The sequence below is a fragment of the Anaerococcus kampingae genome (genome assembly GCF_046365475.1).
Classification (GTDB): Bacteria; Bacillota; Clostridia; order Tissierellales; family Peptoniphilaceae; genus Anaerococcus; species Anaerococcus kampingae.
This window is the reverse complement of record NZ_JBGMEF010000018.1, coordinates 311,883-334,728: the sequence shown is the minus strand read 5'-3', so window position 1 is coordinate 334,728 and position 22,846 is coordinate 311,883. Positions and strand designations below refer to the sequence as shown.

General features: G+C 36.6%; 21 protein-coding genes. 19 read left to right on the top strand and 2 right to left on the bottom strand.

From position 1 onward, the window contains the following. The first annotated feature begins 104 nt into the window (after positions 1–104). The 11 genes from ACCQ42_RS05465 (at position 105) to gloB (ending at position 11,137) form a co-directional block, all read left to right on the top strand. Complete coding sequence (locus ACCQ42_RS05465) at positions 105–1,268, top strand: aminotransferase class V-fold PLP-dependent enzyme (RefSeq protein WP_410035587.1); 1,164 nt, start codon at positions 105–107, stop codon at positions 1,266–1,268. Beyond that, entirely contained in the window at positions 1,249–1,473 is a 225-nt protein-coding gene (locus tag ACCQ42_RS05460) for a putative Se/S carrier protein (protein ID WP_410035586.1), read from the top strand. The genes ACCQ42_RS05465 and ACCQ42_RS05460 overlap by 20 nt, the downstream gene beginning before the upstream one ends. After that, a complete protein-coding gene (locus tag ACCQ42_RS05455) occupies positions 1,470–2,237 on the top strand; it encodes an acyl-CoA dehydratase activase (RefSeq protein WP_410035585.1) in 768 nt (255 codons plus the stop codon). The genes ACCQ42_RS05460 and ACCQ42_RS05455 overlap by 4 nt, the downstream gene beginning before the upstream one ends. Further along, a complete protein-coding gene (locus tag ACCQ42_RS05450) occupies positions 2,234–3,385 on the top strand; it encodes a double-cubane-cluster-containing anaerobic reductase (protein WP_106460412.1) in 1,152 nt (383 codons plus the stop codon). The genes ACCQ42_RS05455 and ACCQ42_RS05450 overlap by 4 nt, the downstream gene beginning before the upstream one ends. Before the next feature lie 136 nt (positions 3,386–3,521). Then, a complete protein-coding gene (locus ACCQ42_RS05445) occupies positions 3,522–4,391 on the top strand; it encodes a DegV family protein (RefSeq protein ID WP_410035584.1) in 870 nt (289 codons plus the stop codon). Positions 4,392–4,542: 151 nt separating this feature from the next. Then, a complete protein-coding gene (gene guaB / locus ACCQ42_RS05440; protein ID WP_106460410.1) occupies positions 4,543–5,994 on the top strand; it encodes an IMP dehydrogenase in 1,452 nt (483 codons plus the stop codon). A 151-nt stretch (positions 5,995–6,145) separates the two neighbouring features. After that, entirely contained in the window at positions 6,146–8,077 is a 1,932-nt protein-coding gene (locus tag ACCQ42_RS05435; RefSeq protein WP_106460409.1) for an aconitate hydratase, read from the top strand. A 2-nt stretch (positions 8,078–8,079) separates the two neighbouring features. Beyond that, entirely contained in the window at positions 8,080–9,078 is a 999-nt protein-coding gene (locus ACCQ42_RS05430; protein ID WP_106460408.1) for an isocitrate/isopropylmalate dehydrogenase family protein, read from the top strand. A 1-nt stretch (position 9,079) separates the two neighbouring features. After that, entirely contained in the window at positions 9,080–9,658 is a 579-nt protein-coding gene (locus ACCQ42_RS05425; RefSeq protein ID WP_410035583.1) for a citrate/2-methylcitrate synthase, read from the top strand. Positions 9,659–9,705: 47 nt separating this feature from the next. Then, positions 9,706–10,410 (top strand): citrate/2-methylcitrate synthase, encoded by a 705-nt coding sequence (locus tag ACCQ42_RS05420; protein ID WP_410035582.1) that lies wholly within the window; start codon positions 9,706–9,708, stop codon positions 10,408–10,410. 34 nt (positions 10,411–10,444) lie between these two features. After that, on the top strand, positions 10,445–11,137 hold the full coding sequence (gloB, locus tag ACCQ42_RS05415) for a hydroxyacylglutathione hydrolase (protein WP_410035581.1): 693 nt from the start codon (positions 10,445–10,447) through the stop codon (positions 11,135–11,137). Positions 11,138–11,164: 27 nt separating this feature from the next. On the opposite strand, the gene ACCQ42_RS05410 is transcribed toward gloB, so the two are convergent. Together ACCQ42_RS05410 and ACCQ42_RS05405 are read right to left on the bottom strand one after the other, a co-directional pair. Then, a complete protein-coding gene (locus ACCQ42_RS05410) occupies positions 11,165–11,707 on the bottom strand; it encodes a DNA-3-methyladenine glycosylase I (RefSeq protein WP_410035580.1) in 543 nt (180 codons plus the stop codon). Next, positions 11,704–12,237 (bottom strand): methylated-DNA--[protein]-cysteine S-methyltransferase, encoded by a 534-nt coding sequence (locus tag ACCQ42_RS05405; RefSeq protein ID WP_410035579.1) that lies wholly within the window; start codon positions 12,235–12,237, stop codon positions 11,704–11,706. Before ACCQ42_RS05405 ends, ACCQ42_RS05410 begins: the two co-directional genes overlap by 4 nt. Positions 12,238–12,309: 72 nt before the next feature. Here ACCQ42_RS05405 and ACCQ42_RS05400 point away from each other — a divergent pair, with 72 nt between their 5' ends. From ACCQ42_RS05400 to ACCQ42_RS05365, 8 genes are all read left to right on the top strand, one after another. Continuing rightward, complete coding sequence (locus ACCQ42_RS05400; RefSeq protein ID WP_410035578.1) at positions 12,310–13,482, top strand: YcjF family protein; 1,173 nt, start codon at positions 12,310–12,312, stop codon at positions 13,480–13,482. A 181-nt stretch (positions 13,483–13,663) separates the two neighbouring features. Beyond that, positions 13,664–14,137, top strand: a complete 474-nt coding sequence (locus ACCQ42_RS05395; protein ID WP_410035577.1) for a hotdog domain-containing protein — start codon at positions 13,664–13,666, stop codon at positions 14,135–14,137. An 898-nt stretch (positions 14,138–15,035) separates the two neighbouring features. Then, positions 15,036–16,457: an LCP family protein gene (locus tag ACCQ42_RS05390; RefSeq protein ID WP_265212687.1), complete on the top strand. Its 1,422-nt coding sequence runs from the start codon at positions 15,036–15,038 to the stop codon at positions 16,455–16,457. 8 nt (positions 16,458–16,465) lie between these two features. Further along, positions 16,466–18,007 carry a murein biosynthesis integral membrane protein MurJ gene (gene murJ / locus ACCQ42_RS05385; protein ID WP_410035576.1) on the top strand — a complete coding sequence of 514 codons (1,542 nt, stop codon included), beginning with the start codon at positions 16,466–16,468 and terminating at the stop codon, positions 18,005–18,007. Continuing rightward, the gene (locus tag ACCQ42_RS05380; protein WP_410035575.1) at positions 17,997–19,958 is read left to right on the top strand and encodes a polysaccharide biosynthesis protein; all 1,962 of its coding nucleotides are present in this window, start codon (positions 17,997–17,999) and stop codon (positions 19,956–19,958) included. The genes murJ and ACCQ42_RS05380 overlap by 11 nt, the downstream gene beginning before the upstream one ends. A 1-nt stretch (position 19,959) precedes the next feature. Beyond that, positions 19,960–21,162, top strand: a complete 1,203-nt coding sequence (locus ACCQ42_RS05375; protein ID WP_410035574.1) for a DegT/DnrJ/EryC1/StrS family aminotransferase — start codon at positions 19,960–19,962, stop codon at positions 21,160–21,162. A 28-nt stretch (positions 21,163–21,190) separates the two neighbouring features. Further along, the gene (locus ACCQ42_RS05370) at positions 21,191–22,201 is read left to right on the top strand and encodes an NAD-dependent epimerase/dehydratase family protein (protein ID WP_410035573.1); all 1,011 of its coding nucleotides are present in this window, start codon (positions 21,191–21,193) and stop codon (positions 22,199–22,201) included. Further along, positions 22,191–22,826 (top strand): sugar transferase, encoded by a 636-nt coding sequence (locus ACCQ42_RS05365; protein ID WP_265212697.1) that lies wholly within the window; start codon positions 22,191–22,193, stop codon positions 22,824–22,826. The genes ACCQ42_RS05370 and ACCQ42_RS05365 overlap by 11 nt, the downstream gene beginning before the upstream one ends. The last annotated feature ends 20 nt before the right edge of the window (positions 22,827–22,846 follow it).

The window sequence follows — 22,846 nt, the reverse complement described above, 5'->3', positions numbered from 1 at the left end:
GCATTATCAAAGAATTGAAATATAAATATTCGAAGCTAGTAAAACGTTTGACAAGTAAGCTGATATATTAGATAATAGTGAGGAAAGAAAGATAGGGGAAAAATATGATTTATTTAGATAATGCAGCTACAAGTCTTACAAAACCAGGCATTGTCAAGGAGAGGCTTATGGAAAATTTTGATAAAATTGGAAATCCTTCCAGGGGTTTTAATAAAATAAGTCTAGCAAGTCTTCATATGGTTTTAGATACTAGGAAAAAACTTTCAAGGCTCTTTAATATAAAAGACCCTAGAAGGATTGCCTTCACATCCAACGCTACAGAGGCTTTAAATATTGCTATATCTTCTTTTATTGGCAAGGGAGATCACGTTATAACATCTGTCATTGACCATAATTCAGTCCTCCGTCCCTTGTATCTTAATGAGGCTGAAGGAGCAGAAATATCCTTTATCGATTTAAAGGATAGGAAAGAGGGCCTACTTGATTATGATTCGATAGAAGCCATGATTAAGCCTAATACCAAGGCCATAATCATAAGCCATGTTTCAAATGTCACTGGCAATATCACAGATTTAGTTTTTATTTCTAAGCTTTGTAAAAAGCATGACCTTATCTTAATCGTAGATGCTGCCCAAAGTGCGGGCCTTCTTGATATAGATGTTAAAAAATACGGTATTGATTGCCTTTGTTTTACTGGTCATAAGGCACTTTTTGCCATGCAGGGCATTGGAGGAATTTACATAAGGGATGGCCTTGTTCCGAAACCAATTAAGGTGGGCGGTGCTGGCTTTGCATCATTTGATAAAAATCATCCGGCTCAGATGCCAGATGCCCTAGAAGCAGGCACCTTAAATGGCCACGGGATCTTATCCTTAAATGCTAGTCTAGATTACATAAATGAAATAGGTCTCGCTAATATTAGAGAGAAAGATATTGACTTACTTGCATATTTTACAAAGAGACTTGAAGAAATCCCAGATATTGAAATATTTGGAGCTGTGGATTTGACTAAAAGGGTTGGGATAGTGGCTCTTAGGTCGTCAAAACTTCCTTCAGATAGGCTAGCTCAAATTTTATCTGATGACTATGACATAGCCACAAGGTCTGGTGCCCACTGTGCTCCCCTTTGTCACAAGGCCTTGGGGACTGATTATGATGGTCTTGTGAGGTTTTCCTTTTCATATTTTAATGAGAAAGAAGAGATTGACCAAGTAATCTTAGCCCTTAAGGAGATTTTAGGAGAAAAAGATGATAGTAATAACATTTGATACAACAACTGATGCCATGATGATGGAGGATTTTGCTAAAGCTAATAATTTCGCAGGAAGGCTTATCCCTATCCCTAATGAGATATCAGCAGGATGCGGCCTAGCCTTTGAGGCAGAAATGACAGATATAAATCAAATAAAAAAGATTTTAGAAGATAAGATGGTCGCTTTTGATAAAATTTATGACCTGGGAGAAGTCAAATGAATTTTGTAGGCATAGACATAGGATCAACCGCAAGCAAGGTCTCTGTAATAGGCGATATGACCTTTAACTTTGTAAGCCCAACAGGTTGGTCCTCTAGGGAAGTAGCAAATGATATAAAAACTAGGCTTCTTGAAAGGGGCATAGATGTAACAAGCGATCAGACCCGTGTCACAGCTACAGGCTATGGTAGGGTGAGTGTTGATTACGCTGACTTTGTAATTACAGAAATAACCTGTCATGCCAGAGGGGCTAGGGTCTTGTCAGGGTCTGATAATCTAGCTGTTCTTGATGTTGGTGGCCAAGATACTAAGGCCATCCTCATTGAAGATAAGCTAGTATCAGAATTTCAGATGAATGACAAGTGCTCTGCCGGAACTGGCAAATTCATCGAGGTCATGGCTAATAAGTTAGGCCTTGGCATAGATGAATTATTTGATTTAGCCAAGATTGGAGAGCCTATCGCAATTTCTTCTATGTGTACGGTTTTTGCCGAAACAGAAATAACATCCCTTATTGGCGAGGGTAGGAAGAAAGAAGATATAGCAGCAGGAATTGTAGGCTCTGTCGCCCAAAAGGTCAGGCAGATGTATAACAAAATTGGAGAAAGCGATGAGCTTATCCTAACGGGTGGCCTTTCAAATGTATCCTACTTTGCAGAGGTCCTCTCAGATCTAATTGGCAAAGAAGTAAAAAATGTAGAAATTGGACAATTTGCTGGCTCTCTTGGAGCAGCATACTTAGCTAAGGAGAAGAAAAAAAGATGAATGAAGTAATAAAAGATTTACCAGAAATATTTGATGAATTTGCTGATGCGAGGAAAAATGCTTTTTTAAGTGTAAAGGAACTAAAGGATAAGGATATACCCCTAGTAGGAGCTTATTGTACATATTTTCCAGTTGAAATCGCTTGGGCAGCAGGTGCAGCAACGGTAGGCCTATGCTCAACTAGCGATGAGACCATTCCAGAAGCAGAAAAAGACCTTCCATCTAATCTCTGCCCGCTTATAAAATCTTCCTACGGCTTCGCCAAAACTGATAAGTGCCCATTCTTCTACTTTTCTGATGTGATAGTAGGTGAGACAACCTGTGATGGCAAAAAGAAAATGTATGAGCTAATGGATGAAATAAAGCCAGTCTATATGATGAACCTACCAAATAAACAAGATGAAAAGGCTAAGAGATATTGGGCAGATGAAGTAGCAGAATTTAAGACCTATATTGAAGATAAATTAGGCGAAAAAATCACAGAAGAGAAATTAAGATCAGCTATAAAGCTTGGCAATGACATAAGAGATGCCCAGAAAAATGTTGCCCAGACCATGAAGCTTGACCCAACACCGATGTCAGGTCTAGATCTTTTTCATGTCACCTACGGTACCCAATTTAAAATGGATAAAAAAGGTCTTGCAGATGAAATAAATGCTCTTGCAAAGAGAATAGTCGATGAATATGACCCATCTGCTAGGGAGAAAAAACCAAGAATTGTTGTAACAGGCTGTCCAATGGGAGGAGCTACAGAAAAGGTAATCAAGGCCATCGAGGATAATGGGGGAGTTATAGTAGCCTTTGAGAACTGCTCAGGAGAGAAAAATTTCGATAGAAATGTAGATTTAGAAGCTGATGACCTAATAAAATCACTTGCCGATAGGTACATAGACATAGGTTGTTCAGTAATGAGCCCTGATACCAATAGATTTGAACTTCTAGGCAGATTAATTGATGAATATAAGGCAGATGGTGTTGTGGAAATGGACCTTGTAGCTTGCCACACCTATAATGTGGAAAGAGAAAAAATAAAAAGATTTGTCCAGGAAGAAAAAAATATCCCATATACCTACGTAGAAACAGACTTCTCATCCCAAGATCTGGGTCAACTCAACACAAGAATGGCCGCCTTTATAGAAATGCTATAGGAGAATAATTCCTCTAAAAAATTATATAATCTATATATTATAAATAATTTCAGGTCAAATAATATCTTTATAAGCAAATTATGGTATAATATATAGCAAGAATCTAAATTTGATTATATAAAGATAGAGGTATTATATGAACGATTTTTGTTTACTAGGAGATTCTTGTATAGATTTTGATATGCAAGAAATAAAAGATAAAAACATTAGTTTAATCCCAATAAATACAGTTCTAGACGGGGTTGAATATGGCATAAATAAAGAGAGTATTAGCCTAGATAGATTTTACGAGCTTGTTAAAGAAGGTAAAAAGCACACGACAGTTGCAGCCAATCCTTTAACCTATGAGGAATACTTCAGAGAAGTACTTGAAGCAGGCAAGGATATTTTGTATGTAGGATTTTCATCTGGCTTATCTTCATCTTTTGCAAATGCTTCTATAGCTTGTGAAAACCTAAGAGAAGAATTTCCAGATAGAAGAATAGAAATAGTGGATACTCTTGCAGGTTCGACTCAAGAAAGTCTAATTTTAGATATGGCTTACAAATTAAAGGTCAAGGGCCTAGATATGATTGAGATTAAAAAAATCCTTGAGGAGAAAATACCATATATATGGGTAGAATTTGTAGTTGATGACCTAATGTACCTACAAAAGGGCGGCAGGCTTTCAAAAGGTAAGGCAATCATAGGTCAAGCTATGAAAATTGCACCAATCCTAGTTACAGATAAGGATGGAAAGATAACCCAATATAAGAATGTTAGGGGTAGAAAAAAAGCTATATCTAAGGTCCTAAAAGATATTGAAGAAAATATTGACACAAGTATCTGTGATGAAGTTTACCTATCATATTCATCAAATAGGCAAGAAGCAGAAATTATTAAAGAGGAAATAGAAGACTTAGGTATATCTAAGGTAAATCTCTATGAAATGAGCCTAACCATAGGAGCTCACACAGGACCAGATACCATAGTTTTTGCCTACGCATCAAAAAAAGCAAGAGAATAATTACTAAAGGAGCTAAATTTATTTTTGGCTTCTTTTTTTTATCTTAATGCTAGACTTAAAATTATATCAAAGTATAGTAAGAAAAATAATTATTCCAGCTTATATTTAGCCAGTACTGGCTAGGTAAATTCAAAAAAGAAATGAGGTTATTATGAAAATTATTGGAGACGGCTTAACATTTGATGATTTACTATTAGTACCAGGTCCTTCAGAGGTCCTACCTAATGAAGTTGAAGTAGGAACAAGATTGACTAAGAAAATCAAGCTCAATATCCCACTCATGTCTGCATCCATGGATACAGTTACAGAATCTAGGATGGCCATAGCTATGGCTAGACAAGGCGGCATAGGTATCATCCACAAAAATATGTCCATAGAAGAGCAAGCTCGAGAAGTCGACAGGGTAAAAAGAAGCGAGCATGGGGTTATAACTGATCCATTCTTCCTTCATCCTTACAATACCCTTGCGGATGCCCTAGAAATTATGTCAAATTACAAGATTTCAGGAGTGCCAATAGTAGATGATGGGATGTATCTTAAGGGAATTTTAACCAACCGTGATGTAAGATTCCAAGAAGACCCAAGTGTAATTATTGATGATATAATGACAAAAGATGGCTTGATAGTGGGTCATGTTGGTATTTCAATGACTGATGCTGTCAAAAAGATGGAATCTGGCAAGGTTGAAAAACTACCTATAGTTGATGAGGATTTCAAACTTAAGGGTCTTATTACCATCAAGGATATTGAAAAAACTCGCCAGTATCCAAACTCAGCTCGTGATGAACACGATAGGTTATTAGTCGGTGCAGGTGTTGGTATTACAGGCGATATGATGGAAAGGGTTGATGCCCTAGTAGAGGCAAAAGTCGATGTCATCGCCCTAGATACAGCACACGGCCACTCAAAGGGAGTTATGGATGCTGTAAGAAAGATAAAAGCTAAATATCCTGAACTACAAGTTATAGCCGGCAATGTTGCCACAGGCCAAGCTACCAAAGACCTCATAGAAGCTGGAGTAGATTGTGTAAAGGTAGGTATAGGTCCTGGTTCAATATGTACAACTAGGGTTGTAACTGGTGTTGGTGTTCCACAAATATCAGCCATTATCGATTGCTATAAGGCAGCTAAGGAATACGACATTCCAATAATAGCTGATGGTGGTGTTAAATATTCTGGTGATATTACAAAGGCTCTTGCTTGTGGAGCAAGTGTAGTAATGGCAGGATCCCTATTTGCTGGTACTGAAGAATCTCCAGGAGAGACAATCATGTTTGAAGGTAAGCAATTTAAGGAATACCGTGGCATGGGCTCTCTTGCAGCTATGAAATCAGGCTCAAGTGATAGGTATTTCCAAAATGATACCAAAAAATATGTCCCAGAAGGAGTAGAAGGTAGGGTAGCCTACAAGGGATCAGTAGGTGATGTTATCTACCAACTTCTAGGAGGCCTAAGGTCAGGTATGGGATATGTCGGTGCCCAAAATCTAGTAGAATTAGAAGAAAAAGCAAGATTTGTCAAAATAAGCCCAGCTTCTCTTGTAGAAAACCACCCACACGATATTCAAATCACAAGAGAATCTCCAAACTATACTAAAAAATAATTTTCATAGATCACTCTGTCGCTTAAGATCATCTTTTGTGGCGGGGTGATTTTTCTTTAATAATTCATGGATAAATATTAGATGGTATTTTTAAAAATTCAAAGTATAATACCCACTATACGATATCACATTAAAGTAAAAAGGAGTTCATATGGCTTTATCATTAGCTATGAAAATATTTAAAAATCATTTACTAAAAGGAGAGCTTAAAACAGGGGAAGAAGTCGCAATAAAAATCGACCAAACCCTTACCCAGGATTCGACAGGTACTATGGCCTACCTCCAGCTTGAGGCAATGGATATAGAAAATGTCGCCACAGAAAACTCTCTTGCCTACATAGATCATAATATTTTGCAAGCAGGTTTTGAAAATGCTGACGACCACGAATTTATAAAGTCGGCTGCCAACAAATACGGTATTACCTTTTCAAAGGCTGGAGCAGGCATCTGCCACCAGGTAAATCTAGAACAATTTGCAAAGCCCGGCCAAACCCTCTTAGGATCTGACTCTCACACACCTACAGCCGGTGGCCTTGGCCAGCTTGCTATAGGGGCAGGAGGCCTTGAAGTAGCTGTTGCCATGGCTAGGGGGTTTTATTTTGTAAAAGTCCCTAAGGTTTTTAGGGTGAATTTAACCAACAGGCTAAATAAAAATGCCAATGCCAAGGACATAATTCTCTATATCCTAGGCAAGCTCACCGTAAAGGGTGGAACAGGTTATATCATGGAATATACAGGTGATGGGGTCAAGAGTCTTTCTGTAACAGACAGGGCAACCATCTGCAACATGGGAGCAGAGCTCGGTGCGACCACCTCGATTTTCCCATCAGATGAAAATACCTTGGCTTATCTTAAGAGCCAAAATAGGGAAGAAGACTATGTGGAAATATCAGCTGACCCAGGAGCCTTTTATGATGAAACTATAGACATAGATTTAAGTAAGATAGTGCCAGCTGTAGCCAAGCCACATTATCCGGACCAATATGCAGTGGTAGGTGATTTAGAAAAGATAAAGCTTGACCAAGTTGCTATCGGATCTTGTACCAATTCATCCTATATGGACCTAATGAAGGTAGCGGCAATTCTTGATGGAAGGAAGGTCCATCCAGATGTATCCTTAGTTATATCACCAGGTTCTGCTACAATTTTAGAAAAGATTTCAGAAAATGGTGCCCTTGCTACAATGATAAAAGCTGGAGCAAGAATCCTAGAATCAGGCTGTGGTCCATGTATAGGTATGGGTCAGGCACCAAAATCAGACGGCGTTTCCCTAAGGTCTTTTAATAGGAACTTTAAGGGGAGGTCTGGCACCATGGATGCAAAAATCTATCTTGCAAGTCCAGAAACCTGTGCAGTAAGTGCAGTCCTAGGCTATATAGCAGATCCTAGCGAGCTTGACTATCAGGAAAATTTTCCAAAAGACGTAGACTTTAACCATACAGATGCCTATTTTATAAGACCAGAAGATGACCATACCAAAAGAATAAAAGAAACTATAAAAGGAAAAAATATCAAGCCTTTCCCAAAGGCAAGCAAGGCAAGCGATATAGATAAAAAGGTAGTCTTTAAGGCAGGAGATGGAATAACAACCGATGATATTTGTCCATCAAATGCCAAGCTCTTGCCATTTAGGTCAAATATTGCCTACCTATCCGAATATGCCTTCACAACTAAAATCGACGACTTTAAGAAAAGATGTGAAGACATGGACGGTGGAGTGATCCTTGCAGGCGAAAACTACGGCCAAGGATCATCTAGAGAGCACGCAGCCCTAATTCCTCTATATCTAGGAATAAAGGCAGTCGTTGCCAAGTCCTTTGCCCGAATTCATAGGTCAAACCTCATAAATAACGCAATTCTTCCACTAGTATTTGAAGACCCTGCAGACTATGATAAAATCGACGAATACGATGATATTAGAATTGTAAATATGAAAGAATCTATAGAAAAAGATTCCTATTTCTTAGAAGATTTGACAAAAAATATCAAGATAAAATTAAAATCCGATTTTTCAGAAAGAGAAAAGCAAGTTCTCCTAGAAGGAGGCTACCTAGCTTATGCTAAAAATTTAGTATTGGAGTAAGTATGAAAGTAACACTAATAAAGGGTGATGGTATAGGCCCAGAAATAAGCCAAGCTATGAAGGAAGTGGTTGGGGCCCTAGACCTAGACCTAGAATTTGAAGAGATAAATGCAGGCCTTTCCGTATTTGAAAAGGAAGGCACCTATATACCAGAAGCTCTCTTTGATTCCATAAATAAAAACAAAATCGCCATCAAGGGCCCAATCACAACACCGATTGGCCATGGTTTTAGGTCTATAAATGTAGAATTAAGGAAGAAATTTGACCTTTACGCTAATATCAGACCAATCAAGGCCCCAGGTCCATTAGAGTTAAAATTTGATGGTGTAGACATGGTAATCTTTAGGGAAAATACAGAGGACCTCTACGCAGGAGTAGAAGAGCAAATTTCAGAAAATGAAGCCCACTCTATAAAGATAATCACAAGAGATAAGTCAGAAAGAATTATAAGAGCTGCCTTTGACTACGCCCAAGCTCAAAACAGGAAAAAAGTGAGTGTCGTAACCAAGGCCAATATAATGAAGCTAACCGACGGACTCTTTTTAGATGTGGCAAGGGATGTCGCAAAAGCCTATCCAGATATAGAAATGGAAGAAATCCTAGTCGATAACACGGCTATGCAGATGGTCATGCACCCAGATAGATTTGATGTTCTTGTCACAGAAAACCTCTACGGCGATATCCTATCAGACCTTGGAGCAGGTCTTGTAGGCGGTCTTGGCCTTATGCCAGGAGTAAATAAGGGTAAGGACATTGCAATTTATGAATCAATCCACGGCTCAGCCCCTGATATAGCTGGTCAAAATCTTGCAAATCCTATTGCCATGCTCTTAACCCTCTGCCTAATGCTAGATGATATAGGAGAAAATGCTAAGGCCAAAATGATAAGAGATGCAATCTATAAGACCCTATCAGATAAGACAAATTACACAAGAGACTTGGGTGGTTCTGCCACTACAAAAGAAATCACCCAAGCGATAATCGACAATTTAGGGGCCTAGGATGGAAATTAATAAATACGCAGGTCCTATCAAAGAATTAAACAACATAGACAAGAGCCTCTATGACAAATTTGATATAAAAAGGGGCCTTAGGAATAAAAATGGGACAGGAGTCCTGGTTGGCATAACCAAGGTGGGGGATGTTTGTGGCTATAAGATAGAAGATGGCAAGAAAATCCCCACCCATGGCGAGCTTTACTACAGGGGCTATCCCCTAACAAAGCTTGTAAAAGATGTTGAAGATACCCACAGGCTTGGCTTTGAGGAAGTTATTTATCTTTTGATTTTTAATAGCCTAGCCCAAAAAGATGAGCTTGATGGCTTTAAGGAAATTTTAGCATCAAATATGACCCTACCTAGGGGATTTTTTGAAAATACTATTCTTAACCTCCCAGGTACAGACATAATGAACAAGATGATGGGGTCAATGCTTGCCCTTTATACCTATGACAAGGACCCAGATAACACTTCTATAGAAAATGTCCTAGGCCAATCCCTATCGCTCATCGCCAAAATTCCCCTCCTTGCCATATATTCCTACCAGGCAAATTACATAAATTTGGCAGAGAGTCGCTCATAATTCACAATCCAAGCCCAGATAAGTCAATTGCAGAAAATATTCTTTCTATGCTAAGGCCTGACCAAGCCTATAGCAAGAAGGAAGCAGAAATCCTAGACCTCTTGCTTATAATTCATGCAGAGCATGGTGGAGGAAATAACTCAGCCTTTGCAACCCACGTTGTATCTTCATCAGGCACAGATACCTACTCATCAATTGTGGCAGGCCTTGCCTCACTCAAGGGCCCTAGACACGGAGGAGCCAATATAAAGGTAAGCAGGATGCTTGATAATATTAGGGAAAACATTAAAAACACTGAAGATGAGTCAGAGATTAAAGCCTATCTAGAAGATATCCTAGATAAAAAGGCCTTTGACAAGAAGGGCTTAATATATGGCCTAGGCCATGCAGTTTATACCCTATCAGACCCTAGGGAGCTTCTTCTAAAAGAGAAGGCCAAAGAGATAGCAGAGATAAAGGGCAGGATGAAGGACTTCCTCTTTATAGAAAGGGTTGAAAATATTGGGGCAAGGCTTATCAATGATAGGAAAAACATGGCCTATCTGCCATGTGCCAATGTCGATCTCTACTCAGGTTTTGTCTACGATATGCTAAATATTCCAAAAGACCTCTACCTACCAATCTTTGCTATAGCAAGGACAGTAGGTTGGTGTGCCCACAGACTCGAGCAAATCGAAGATGAAAAGATTATAAGGCCTGCCTATAAGTCTTTAAATGACAAGAAGGAATACATCCCAATGGATAAAAGGTAAAAAGATTGGGTATAAGTCATTCAAAGGAGTTTATATGAAAGTATCTTATATAAAAGCATTTGAAGACAATTACATTTGGACCTTAGAAAAAGACAATGACATAATTTTAGTTGATCCAGGCGAGGCCAAGCCTGCCCTTGAATATTTAGACGGTAAAAATCTTGTGGCAATCTTACTTACCCACAAGCACCTAGACCATGTAGGTGGGGTAGAAGAGCTTAAGAAAAAATATCCAAAGGCTAGAGTTTTTGGACCTATAGAAACAGAAAATCTAAATGATAAGACCCTAAAAGAAGGAGATACTTTTAGCCTTCTAGACTATGATTTCAAAGTAATAAAGACAGCTGGCCACACCTATGACCATATTTCCTATTTGGTAGATGGAAGGCTATTTTGCGGAGATGCCCTATTTTCATCAGGCTGCGGAAGAGTCTTTACAGGAAGATTTGACTTATCTTTTAAGACAATCGATAAAATAAGGTCCCTCCCAAAAGAAACCCTAGTCTATCCAGCCCACGAATACACAATAAAACATCTCACATCATCCAAAAATATAATCAAAGAAGATTTCATGGATGAAGAAATAAAAAAAGCAAAAGAAAGCCTATCTTTAGGCAAGCCAACCCTTCCAACAAGCATAAAAAGAGAATGGAAGATAAATCCACTATTTAAGGCGAAAGATCCTGAAGAGTTTAAAGACTTTACTAAACTTAAGAATATGGACTGAAAAAACTCCCAGCTTAGAAAATCTAAGTTAGGGAGTTTTCTTTAGGAAACATTCATCATCATGGGAATTTATAAAGCCTACCACCTGGAGGAATGAATATATTGTTGTAGATCCTACAAATTTCATGCCGCGTTTTTTAAGGTCCTTTGAGAGCTTGTCAGAGATTTCTGAAGTGGTCTTATCATTTTCATAGATTATCTCATCTCCTACAAAGCCTTTTAAGTAAGCATAAAAAGATCCAAATTCTTCTTCAATTAGTTTAAAAACCTTAGCATTTGTAATGCTAGCCCTTATCTTTAGCTTATTTCTAATTATATCAGGATTATTTAGAAGCTCGTCTATCTTTGCTTCATCATAGCTTAGTATTTTTTCTAAATCAAATCCATCATAAGCCTTGCGGAAGGCCTCTCTTTTATTTAGGACGATTTCCCAAGAAAGACCTGCCTGAAAGGCTTCTAAAATAAGCATCTCAAATAGATAGTCTTCATCAAAATTAGGATTTCCCCACTCCTTATCGTGGTAGCTCACATAGGCAGGGTTATTAAGATTTACCCAAGAGCATCTTTTCATAAGAATTTTCCTTTCTTTGGCATTTTAAACTTAGCCATAGCATGGCCTTCTAGCTTCAGTAGCTCGTACTTATTATCTATCCCTCCTGCATAACCTGTTAGGCACATGTTGCTCCCGATTACTCTATGGCAGGGGATGATTATAGAAATAGGATTGGCTCCAACAGCTCCACCCACAGCCTGGCTTGACATAGTTTTTATTTTTCTTTTCTTGGCAATAAGGCTTGCTATTTCCTTGTAGGTCATGACCTTGCCATAGGGGATAGTAAGGAGGATTTCTATTACACTTTTTCTAAAATCACTCATATGAGGCAAGGTGAATTTAGGGATAAAACCTGGATTTATTCCTTTAAAATATAAATCTAGAAAGCTAATGGTCTCCTTAAAAATATCGGGCTTATTTTTTATAAAATCATCCTCGTCAAAAGGAAATGCCTTCTCAAAATAAAGACCAGTAAGAATATTTTCTTCAGAAGTCATAATTATATTATCAAAATTTCTTGGAGTATAGTATTTATATAAGTAATTCATTTTCTTATCGTTCGCTTTCAAAATAATTATACCAGATTAGCGGTATGAATTTAAAATTATAAAGGAGGACCCATGGTTCTAGATCCTATAAACATTGCCCAGGAAGCAATTGATCTAATAAAAGAAAAGATAAATAACTTAAACAAGCTAAATATAATAGTTGCTGGAAAGACTGGAGTTGGTAAGTCTACCCTTATCAATGCTGTCTTTAAGGACAACTTAGCCGAGGAGGGACTGGGTAAGCCTGTAACAAGTCACATGAGAAAGATAAGCAAGGAGGGAGTCCCTCTAAATATCTACGATACCAAGGGCTTTGAGCTTGGCAAAGATGTCCAGGAAGAGGTCAAAGCTGAGATAATATCTACTATTAATAAGGGCCTTAGCAAAAATGACATCAATGAGGCAATTCACTGCATCTGGTATTGCATAAACACCAGCTCAAATAGAGTAGAGCCAGAAGAAATCGAGTGGATAAGAGAGCTCACCCATGAGAATAGGACGACCCAAGTGCCAATAATAATTGTCCTAACCCAGTCAATTTCAAAAAAAAATGCCGAGAAATTACGATCAATAATTGAGGATGAAAATCTAGATATAATCCAAGTTGTGCCAGTTCTTGCCAAGGACTTTGAGATAGAAGATGTAGGCACAGTCAAATCTTTCGGCCTAGAGAGGCTTATAAATATCATGGGACACGCTCTGCCAGAAGAGCTCCAAGACACCCTCCAACACGTACAGATAGCAAATTTAGAAGCAAAAAAGTCAAGAGCGGTTAAGGCTGTAGCTGCAGCGGCCCTAGCTGCCACAGGTCAAGGTGCAGCCCCAATTCCCTTTGCCGATGCTACTTTACTAATCCCAACCCAAATCGCAATGATAGCATCAATTACAGTCATATTTGGCTTCGATATCAATAAATCAGTTATCGCAGCACTAGTATCATCCACCTTGGGATCAGGAGGTGCCACACTTTTGGGAAGAACAGTTGTAGCCAATATAATAAAACTAGTCCCAGGAGCAGGATCTATAGCAGGAGGTGCTATATCTGCAGGCACAGCAGGAGTAATCACAGCGGCCCTAGGAACAGCCTATATAGCAATCATGGAGCAAGTCTTTAAGGGAGAGATGAAATTAGAAGACATCTCAACAAAAGAAGGCAAGGAAAATATCCAGCAAATCTTCAAAGAAAACCTCAAAAATGGCAAGGAAAACTTAATGAAAATCCTTGAAAAGGGTAAGAAGAAATAAATTCAAATAAGAACTATTTAATAAATAGTTAAAAACAATTTAATCTAACCACATCTAAATCGCTCAATAATCGGGCGATTTTTTGCGTTGTAGTATTGTTTATAAAGTTCATATTTATGGGTATAAAATCAAATATAATAGACATATAGAAACAATATAGATAGTATGGAAAGGAAATGAAATGACAGAAAAAGTAGCAATCCAAGAGACCTACGGCGAAAAATACCAACACTGCTGGGGATGTGGTGTTCAAAATAAAGAAGGCCTCCACCTCAAATCCTACCCAACTGATGATGGAAAAGAAGTAATATGCAAGGTAAAACCAGATAAGATGTACACAGGAGGAGTCCCATTCAACCTTTTCGGCGGTATGATAGCAATGCTATTTGACTGTCACGGCACAGCCAGTGCAGCCTACTTCAACCACCACGCCCAAGGACTAGAACTAAATAAAGATACCATAATCCAAAGATACATCACAGCCAGGCTAGAAGTAGACTTCAAAAAACCAACTCCAATGGATGAAGAAATCATAATCAGGTCAAGCCTAGCAGAACTAGGAGAAAGAAAAGCAATAATAGAAATGACCCTAGAAGCAAAAGGAGAAACAAGAGCCAAAGCAAGAATGGTAGCAGTAAAAATAAAAGACCAATAAAAAGATAAAGCCCTCTAAAATAAACACAAGAGGGCTTTTAAGTTTGATAAACAAACGAGAATGAACAAAAGCAAACGCAAAATTCTTGCGTTTGAAATGTAAAGGATAAGATTTCTCCAATCGCAAGCTTGGTCGAAACAAGGGGAGGAGAGCAAGCTCGGTCGAAAAAATGGTGTTTAAACATGGCTCGGTCGCAGCCAACCTCCGTCCTCGAACTTCGTGAGAGAACTCATGGTTCTTTATATAAAGGGTTCTGTACCTACATCGGCATTAAGTAAATACAACCATTACCTCATAAAAACAAAAGTTTTCGCAGAAAACTTAAAATACCCTTGCTTCGACAGTAGTGGCAAGCCCGTCGGCTCGTCCTGAGAAGCCTCTCCGAACAGACACCTTCCCTTCTCGAACGGAGTGAGAGAACTCATAGATATGTATATATAGGGTTCCGTATCTACATCGGCAGTAGGTGTATCTTACATTTCCCTTTCTTCGAGCTCCGTCGAGAAGTCTATTAGAACTACTCCGGCGTTATTATTTACTAAAATCAAAGCACAAATATATCTTTAAAAATATTAATAAAAAAATCTCAGATTTCTCAGCTCGCTATGCTCGGTCGAAACGAGGGGAGATAAAGTTTTCGCATAAAACAAACCAATTCCATCCCAAACCCACAAGAAAAAACAACTGATTTTAGTTTTCTTGACTTTATTGGCGAATAACATAAACGAACCCTTGATTTTGTTTACAAAGTCACAATCTTATATTATAATTTAATATATACCAATATGTCTTAACATGAATTTAATCAATTCACATAGTATTTTGTTAAGCTTTTTACTATCTTGCAAAAAACTTATAATAAAAGATAATATAGGTAGACTAAACACAGGAGAAACTAATGGAAAGCATAAAAAAACATCTTCCAAAAATTATAATAATAATTTCATTATTGATGAACATAGCCTTTGCTTATTTTATCAATAGATACAATATTCTACCAATGAAATACAGGCTACTAGTAATAGGAAGCTCTATTTTGCTTATGCTTATCTATATTCTTTTATATACCAAGGGTAAAATCAAAGGCGCTTTTAATGTGCTCTATTTGATAGCCCTTCTTTTTATTGTCGTAGGCCAGGGAGTCGCTATTTCCTATGCTAATACATCCATCAGGACAATCGATGAAATAAATAAAAATAAGAACATCACAAAAACACAGATGTCCTATATAGTAAGGAAAGATTCATCATATAAGAGCCTAGAGGATATCAAAGATGCTACAATAGCTACATCAGAGGCAGACAATGAAGAAACTATAGATAAGATAATAAGCGAATATAATGACAAATATCAGGGTAATCTATCCAAGGTCAAATACGTAGACTATATAACCCTAGCCAAAAGCTTATTAAGCGGCAAAGAGGAAGTAATCCTCCTGAATGAAGGCTTTAGACAAATCATAGAAGAAAATATCGAAGACTTCGCAGACCAGACCAGAATCCTAGACTCAGTCCTAGTAGAAGGCAAGAGCGAGGAAAAGGAAAAGGAAGAAGTCGCAAAAGATGATTCCTTTAATGTCTATATATCAGGTATAGACACCTACGGATCTTTATCCACAGTGTCTAGATCAGATGTCAACCTTATAATAAGTGTCAACCCAACAGCAGGCAAGGTTCTAATCACAACCATACCAAGGGATTCCTACGTCGATATCCCAGGCATAGGCAAGGACAAGCTAACCCACGCCGGCCTATATGGAGTAGACAAGTCAATAGCAACTCTAGAGAGCCTCTTTGGGGAGGATATAGACTACTATGCCAAGGTCAACTTCACCACCCTAAAAGACTTAATAGACCTCTTAGGTGGAATTGAAGTAGAAAACCCAAGGGCATTTTCAGCAAGTGGCTACAATTTTGTCCAAGGCAAAAACCACCTAGACGGTACAGCTGCCCTAGTATTTGCTAGAGATAGATACCACCAAGCAGCTGGAGACTTTGACAGAGGCAAGAACCACACCAGGATAATAGAGGGAATTATAAGAAAGATGCTCAGCCCACAAATGCTCCTAAACTTCGGAGATATAGCAGGTGTAGCACTCAAATCAGTAAACACAAATATGCCTTATGATAAAATGATAGAATTAGTCAATAGACAATTAGACGAGGGCACATCATGGAAGATAAGAAGCCAAGCTCTAGAAGGAAAAGGCACAATGGACCTACCATCAGCCCTAATGCCAGATTCTAGATTGTATATGATGGTACCAAATGAAGATTCTAAAAATAAAGTTAAGGAAAGTATAGAAGAAAATAACAAGTAGGGGAAGATATGGGAAAGATGACAGTAATCATAATGATATTGACTGTTATTACAAAAATATTTGGTTTTGTAAGAGAATCAGTAATGGCTGCTGTTATTGGTGCTGGAGAGATTAAATCAATATATGTCACAGCTACAACTATTCCAGATATAATGATGTACACAGTTGTGGCTGGAATAGTATCTGCCTACATACCAATCTATACTAAGGTAAAAAATGACAGGGGAGATGAAAAAGCAGATCTATTCACATCAAATTTAATCAATGTGCTGATGGCCTGTGGAATAATAGTCTTTGTATTAATCGTTTTATTTGCAGGATCGATAGCAAAAATATTCTCTCCAAAACTGTCTGGCTCTTCTTTAGAAATGGCCATATCCTGGACCAGGATAATGTCTGTATCTATATTTACATTTTTATACTCGTCTGTTATGAGAGGCTATTTAAATGCAAAAGGAAACTTTATAGACCCAGTCATATCAGGATTGATACTTAATGTAATAATTATTTCATCAACAATAATGACAGGTACCTTCAACAATCCTTATATACTTATAATAGGAAGTTTGATAGCTAATGTCTTACAATTTATAAGGTTTCCATTTGCAAGCAGAAAAAAAGGCTTTAAATATAGTTTAAAAATAAATTTTGCTGATCCTGATATAAATAGGATGATTTTAATAATGATTCCTATAATAATATCAAGCGCTGCAAATAAGATATCATTACTTGTAGATAAATCAATGGCTTCAGCCTATGTTGGTATAGACGGAGTAGCAAAGGTATTTTATACTGAAAATATGCTCGACTTCATAGTAGAAGTAATAACACTAACCATAGCTACAATTACCTTTCCAGAAATAGCTAACTTTGCTCATTCCAAAAAACTCGACAAAATGAAAGAAAAACTTTCTTCGTCAGCTATACTTACTATGGCCCTTGTTATACCAGCCACATTTGGACTTATGGCCCTAGCTAATCCAATTATAAAATTAGCTTATGAAAGGCATGCTTTCACATCTTTAGATACAAGTATAGTATCATCGCTTATTGTATCTTATGGTCCATACATAATCTTCATATCTTTTATGAGAATATTGTCCAACGCTTTTTATGCGATAGGAGATTCCAAATCTCCACTAATAATAATTCTAATCCAACAAGTAATAAACTTTGTACTAAATATAATATTAGTAAAACAATATGGTATAGATGGTCTAGCTTATGCTACAAGCATATCTACAGCAGTAGCTTCTATAATAATAAGCGTGGTTTATTATATCAAGTTTGATAAATTTGATTATAAAGAGAGCTTATCATCAATGCTGAAGATAGTCTTATCATCTTTTCTTATGGCTGCCATAGCTTATAGTTTACACTACAAATTGATGGCAGGATTAAATTTAGTAATATCACTAGCGATATCTATTATAATTCCAGGAATCATATATTTGATACTAATTTATTTTGCTAATATAAGAGAAATACAAAAATTCATTAATACAGCTAAAACTAAAGTTGGATTTGGAAGGAGAAACAATGAAGGATAAAAAGGGAATATTAATTAAGTTTTTAATATTATTATTTTTTGACATTATAATAATCAATCTTTCATACTTTTTTGCCTTGTATTTCAGGTTTGATTTGGATTTTTCAGCCATACCTATAGGGTACTTGTCGGCATTTACTAAATATGCTTTTATAAATACAGCTATTACAATTCTTATTTATTCATTATTTAGACTTTATAAGATGATTTTGCAATATGCTTCATATAATGAACTTATTCAGATTAGCTTGGCCTGTATTTTATCACTACTCACTCATATTATAGGTATCACATTATTATTCGAGAGAATGCCTGCCTCATATTTCATATTTGGATATCTTATGCAATATACTGGCACAGTAGCCCTAAGGTTTGCAAAAAAGCTCCTTATTCAAGCCAAGTATAATACTCTCAGGAGAGATCCTTCATATAAAAAGGCAATAATAATCGGAGCTGGATCTGCTGGTCAAACAATCAAGGAAGACATTAATAAATCCAATGTCCAAGAAAATACAAGGATTAAGGTAGTAGGATTTATAGACGATGACCCAAGCAAGAAAGGTCGCTATATAGACAACACCATTATCTATGGTGGTAGAGATAAGATAAAAGAGTTGGTAGATAAGGAGTTAGTAGACCTAATCCTAGTAGCCTTACCATCAGCTGCAGAAAGAGATAAGAAAGAAATTCTTAGCATATGTAGCGATACAAATGCAGAGGTAAAGGTCTTGCCAGGACTTTATCAATTATTGTCTGGTAAGATATCAGTATCCAAGATGAAGGATGTAGATATAGAAGACCTTCTAGGTCGTGAACCAGTTAAGATTTTTTCTAACGAAACCTATGAATACCTTAATGACCAGGTGGTTCTCGTCACTGGAGGAGGAGGCTCGATAGGATCAGAGCTATGTAGGCAGATTGCCCAATATGGTCCAAAGCTTCTCATAATTTTCGACATATACGAAAACAATGCCTACGACATAGAGCAAGAATTAAAAAGAACTCACAAAGACCTTAATTTACTAACCTTAATTGGGTCTGTAAGAGACTACAACAGAGTCAAACAAGTATTTGAAACATATAAGCCAAGCATAGTATTCCATGCTGCAGCCCACAAGCATGTACCTCTCATGGAAGTAAGCCCAATGGAGGCTATAAAAAACAATGTCAGAGGTACCTATATAGTAGGACTCTTATCATTAATCTATAATACAAAGCGTTTTGTCCTAATATCCACAGACAAGGCTGTAAACCCTACATCTATAATGGGGGCTACAAAGAGAGTCTGTGAAAAGATAATCCAAGGCCTAAACGATGTAAGAGAAAATCAAAATTATAGGATGCTTAGCAAAATAGTAGCAAGAGATGGCGACCACATCTTTATAGTCGACCCTTCTATAGAATTAGCGGGAAAATCACAAAGAACTGAGTTTGTTGCAGTACGTTTTGGAAATGTACTTGGGTCGAATGGTTCAGTAATACCTTTATTCAAAAGACAGATAGCAGAAGGTGGACCAGTCACAGTCACCCATCCTGATATTATTAGATATTTTATGACAATTAAGGAAGCTGTAAAACTAGTTCTACAAGCAGGCTCCATAGCAGAGGGCGGCGAAATATTCGTCCTAGATATGGGAGATCCTGTTAGGATTGATGACCTAGCTAGGCAGCTAATCAAGCTATCAGGCTATGAACCAGATATAAATATGAAGATAGTCTACACTGGCCTTAGACCAGGAGAGAAGCTCTACGAAGAAAAGCTAATGGATGAGGAAAACCTATCAGAAACAGTCCACGAAGGAATATCAGTAGGAAAGCCACTAGATTTCTCAAGGGAAGACTTCTTCAAAGACCTAGAGTCAGTAATCAATGAAGAACACTTAGATAATGATGATATAGTAGAGATAATTAATAAACTTATTACTACTTTTATAGGAAAACAAAGGAGTTAAGATGCAAATACCATTTTCGCCACCAGACATATCACAAGCAGAGATAGATGAGGTAGTTGATGCACTCAAATCTGGATGGATAACAACAGGACCAAAAACTAAAAAACTAGAAAAAGAATTAAATCAATTTACTGATACAAATATAGGTGTATGCCTAAATTCACAGACAGCTGCAGCTGAGATGACCCTAAGAGTCCTAGGTATTGGATCTGGAGATGAGGTTATAACCAGTGCTTATACTTACACAGCATCAGCATCAGTAATAGATCATGTAGGCGCTAAAATAGTGATGGTAGATACTCAGGAAGATAGTCTAGAGATGGATTATGAAAAGCTAAAAGAAGCCATTACAGAAAAGACAAAGGTAATTATTCCTGTTGATCTTGCAGGAATACCTTGTGACTATGACAAAATTTTTGAAATAGTAGAAAGAAAGAAAAATCTATTTAAACCAAATAATGAAATTCAAGAAAATTTTGGAAGGATAATCGTAGTTGCTGATACTGCCCACTCTCTGGGAGCGGAATATAAGGGGAGGAAGACAGGATCAGTAGCAGATTTTTCAAACTTCTCATTCCATGCTGTTAAAAACTTCACTACAGCTGAAGGTGGATACTCTACATGGAAAGATAGAGAAGGACTAGATAACGAAAAACTTTACAAACAATATCAACTTCTATCCCTACATGGTCAATCAAAAGATGCCTTAAGCAAAACTAAGCTAGGTTCATGGGAGTATGATGTAATTGGTCCATGGTTTAAATGTAATATGACAGATGTCCTTGCAGGAATAGGTCTAGCACAGGTTAAAAGATACCCAGAGCTTTTAAAAAGACGTAGGGAAATCATTAAGAAATATGATGCAGCATTTAAGCCTATAGGCATAGAAGTCTTGGACCATTATAATGATATTCATTCATCATCAGGTCATCTTTATATAACAAGAGTACCTGGAATAAGCTTAGAAGATAGAAACTCAATAATAGAAGAAATGGCAAAAGCGGGAATAGCATGTAACGTACATTATAAACCACTTCCTCTATTAACAGCTTATAAAAATCTAGGCTTTGATATAAAAGATTACCCAAATGCCTATAAGCGATATGAAAATGAAATAACACTACCTCTTCATACCAAGCTTACAGATGAAGAAGTTGATTATGTAATAAATAGCTACAAAATGATTTTAAATAAATACTTGTGATTATAACTAATAATGAGGAGCATGATTTATGTATTTGATTATAGGTGCGTCGAGTTTTATTGGCGTTTATACCGTAGAAGAATTTCTGAAACAAGGTTGTGATATTATAGTAACAGGGAGAAATAATAAGTTTAGGGAACATTACGATAAATTAGGTGTGAAATATATCAATTTAGATTTAACTAAGCCTGAAGACTTTAACTCACTTCCAACTCAGAATATAGATGGAGTAATATTATTGGGAGGGTTGTTACCAGCAAATTCTAAAGCAGATTTAGAAAATGTTGAAAATGCTGCAGAATATTTTGAAGTAAATACTATTGGAACAATAAATCTTCTTGAATATTGCAGAAAAAATAAAATAAAAAGAGTTATATCTACTTGTTCATATGCAGATGTTAGAGGCGCATGGGGCAAAAAACTTATAACTGAGGATGAACCTCGAGATTATATATACGAAGGAGATCATGCTGTTTATGTTTTTTCTAAGAATGCTGCTAATGATGTTATGCAATATTATAATAATCAATATAGTATGAAAAATGCTTGGTTTAGATTTCCACCAGTTTATGGTGTAGGACCTCACGACTCTATTTACGTTAATGGGAAAATAAAAAAATCAGGTCTAAAAATTTTTATTGATAATGCAAAAGAAGGGAAGGACATATGCATTTTTGGTGATAAAAATTTAAGTAGAGATATAGCTTATGTTAAAGACGTAGCTCATGCTTTCTATTTGGCTATAAAAAGCGAAAAAACTCAAGGACTTTACAATATGTCATCTGGAAAAGGTGTAACATTACAAGAGCAAGCAGAAATTATAGCAGATATTTGGGCACCTAATCCAGAAAAAAAATCTAAAATATCTTATAGACCAGACATACAAAATAATACCAGCTCATATTTATTTTCTATGAAAAAAGCTAAGGATGACTTTGGCTACATTCCTAAGTTTTCAGATTTTAGATTAATGATGCAAGATTATAAGAATGATTTAGATAACAGTAAGTATCAGGAGTTGTTTAATTATGTCAAGTAATATGGTGGCAACAGGGTCACTGCCATTTAGGTTAACGAAAAGAATTTTTGATATAATATTTTCATTAATTTTATTGATACCAGTTATGCTAATTATTTTTATTTCCTTTATTTTTATCAAGATAGAAGATCGAGGACCAATATTTTATAAGGCAGAAAGAACTGGACTTTTTGGAAAACCATTTAAGATGTATAAGTTACGCTCAATGAAAGTAAATGCACCAGATATAAGGTTAGAAGATGGTTCAACATATAATGGAGATGATGACCCAAGAGTTACTAAATTTGGAAAATTCATTAGAAAAACAAGTATAGATGAACTTCCACAAATTATAAATGTTTTATTAGGTGACATGAGTTTTATAGGTCCAAGACCTGATACACCTATGTATTTGGACAAATATACGGAAGAAGAAAAAAAAATACTCACTGTTAGACCAGGAATTACAGGGTATAACCAGGCCATTAATCGAAACTCTGTTTTGACAAAAGAGAAACTAAAAAATGATATTTACTATGTTGAACATTTATCCTTATTGTTTGATATTAAGATTATTTTTTTGACTATACTAACATTATTAAAAAGGAACAATGTCAACAGAAATTTAAATATAATTGAAGATTAAAATTACTGAAAACATAATTT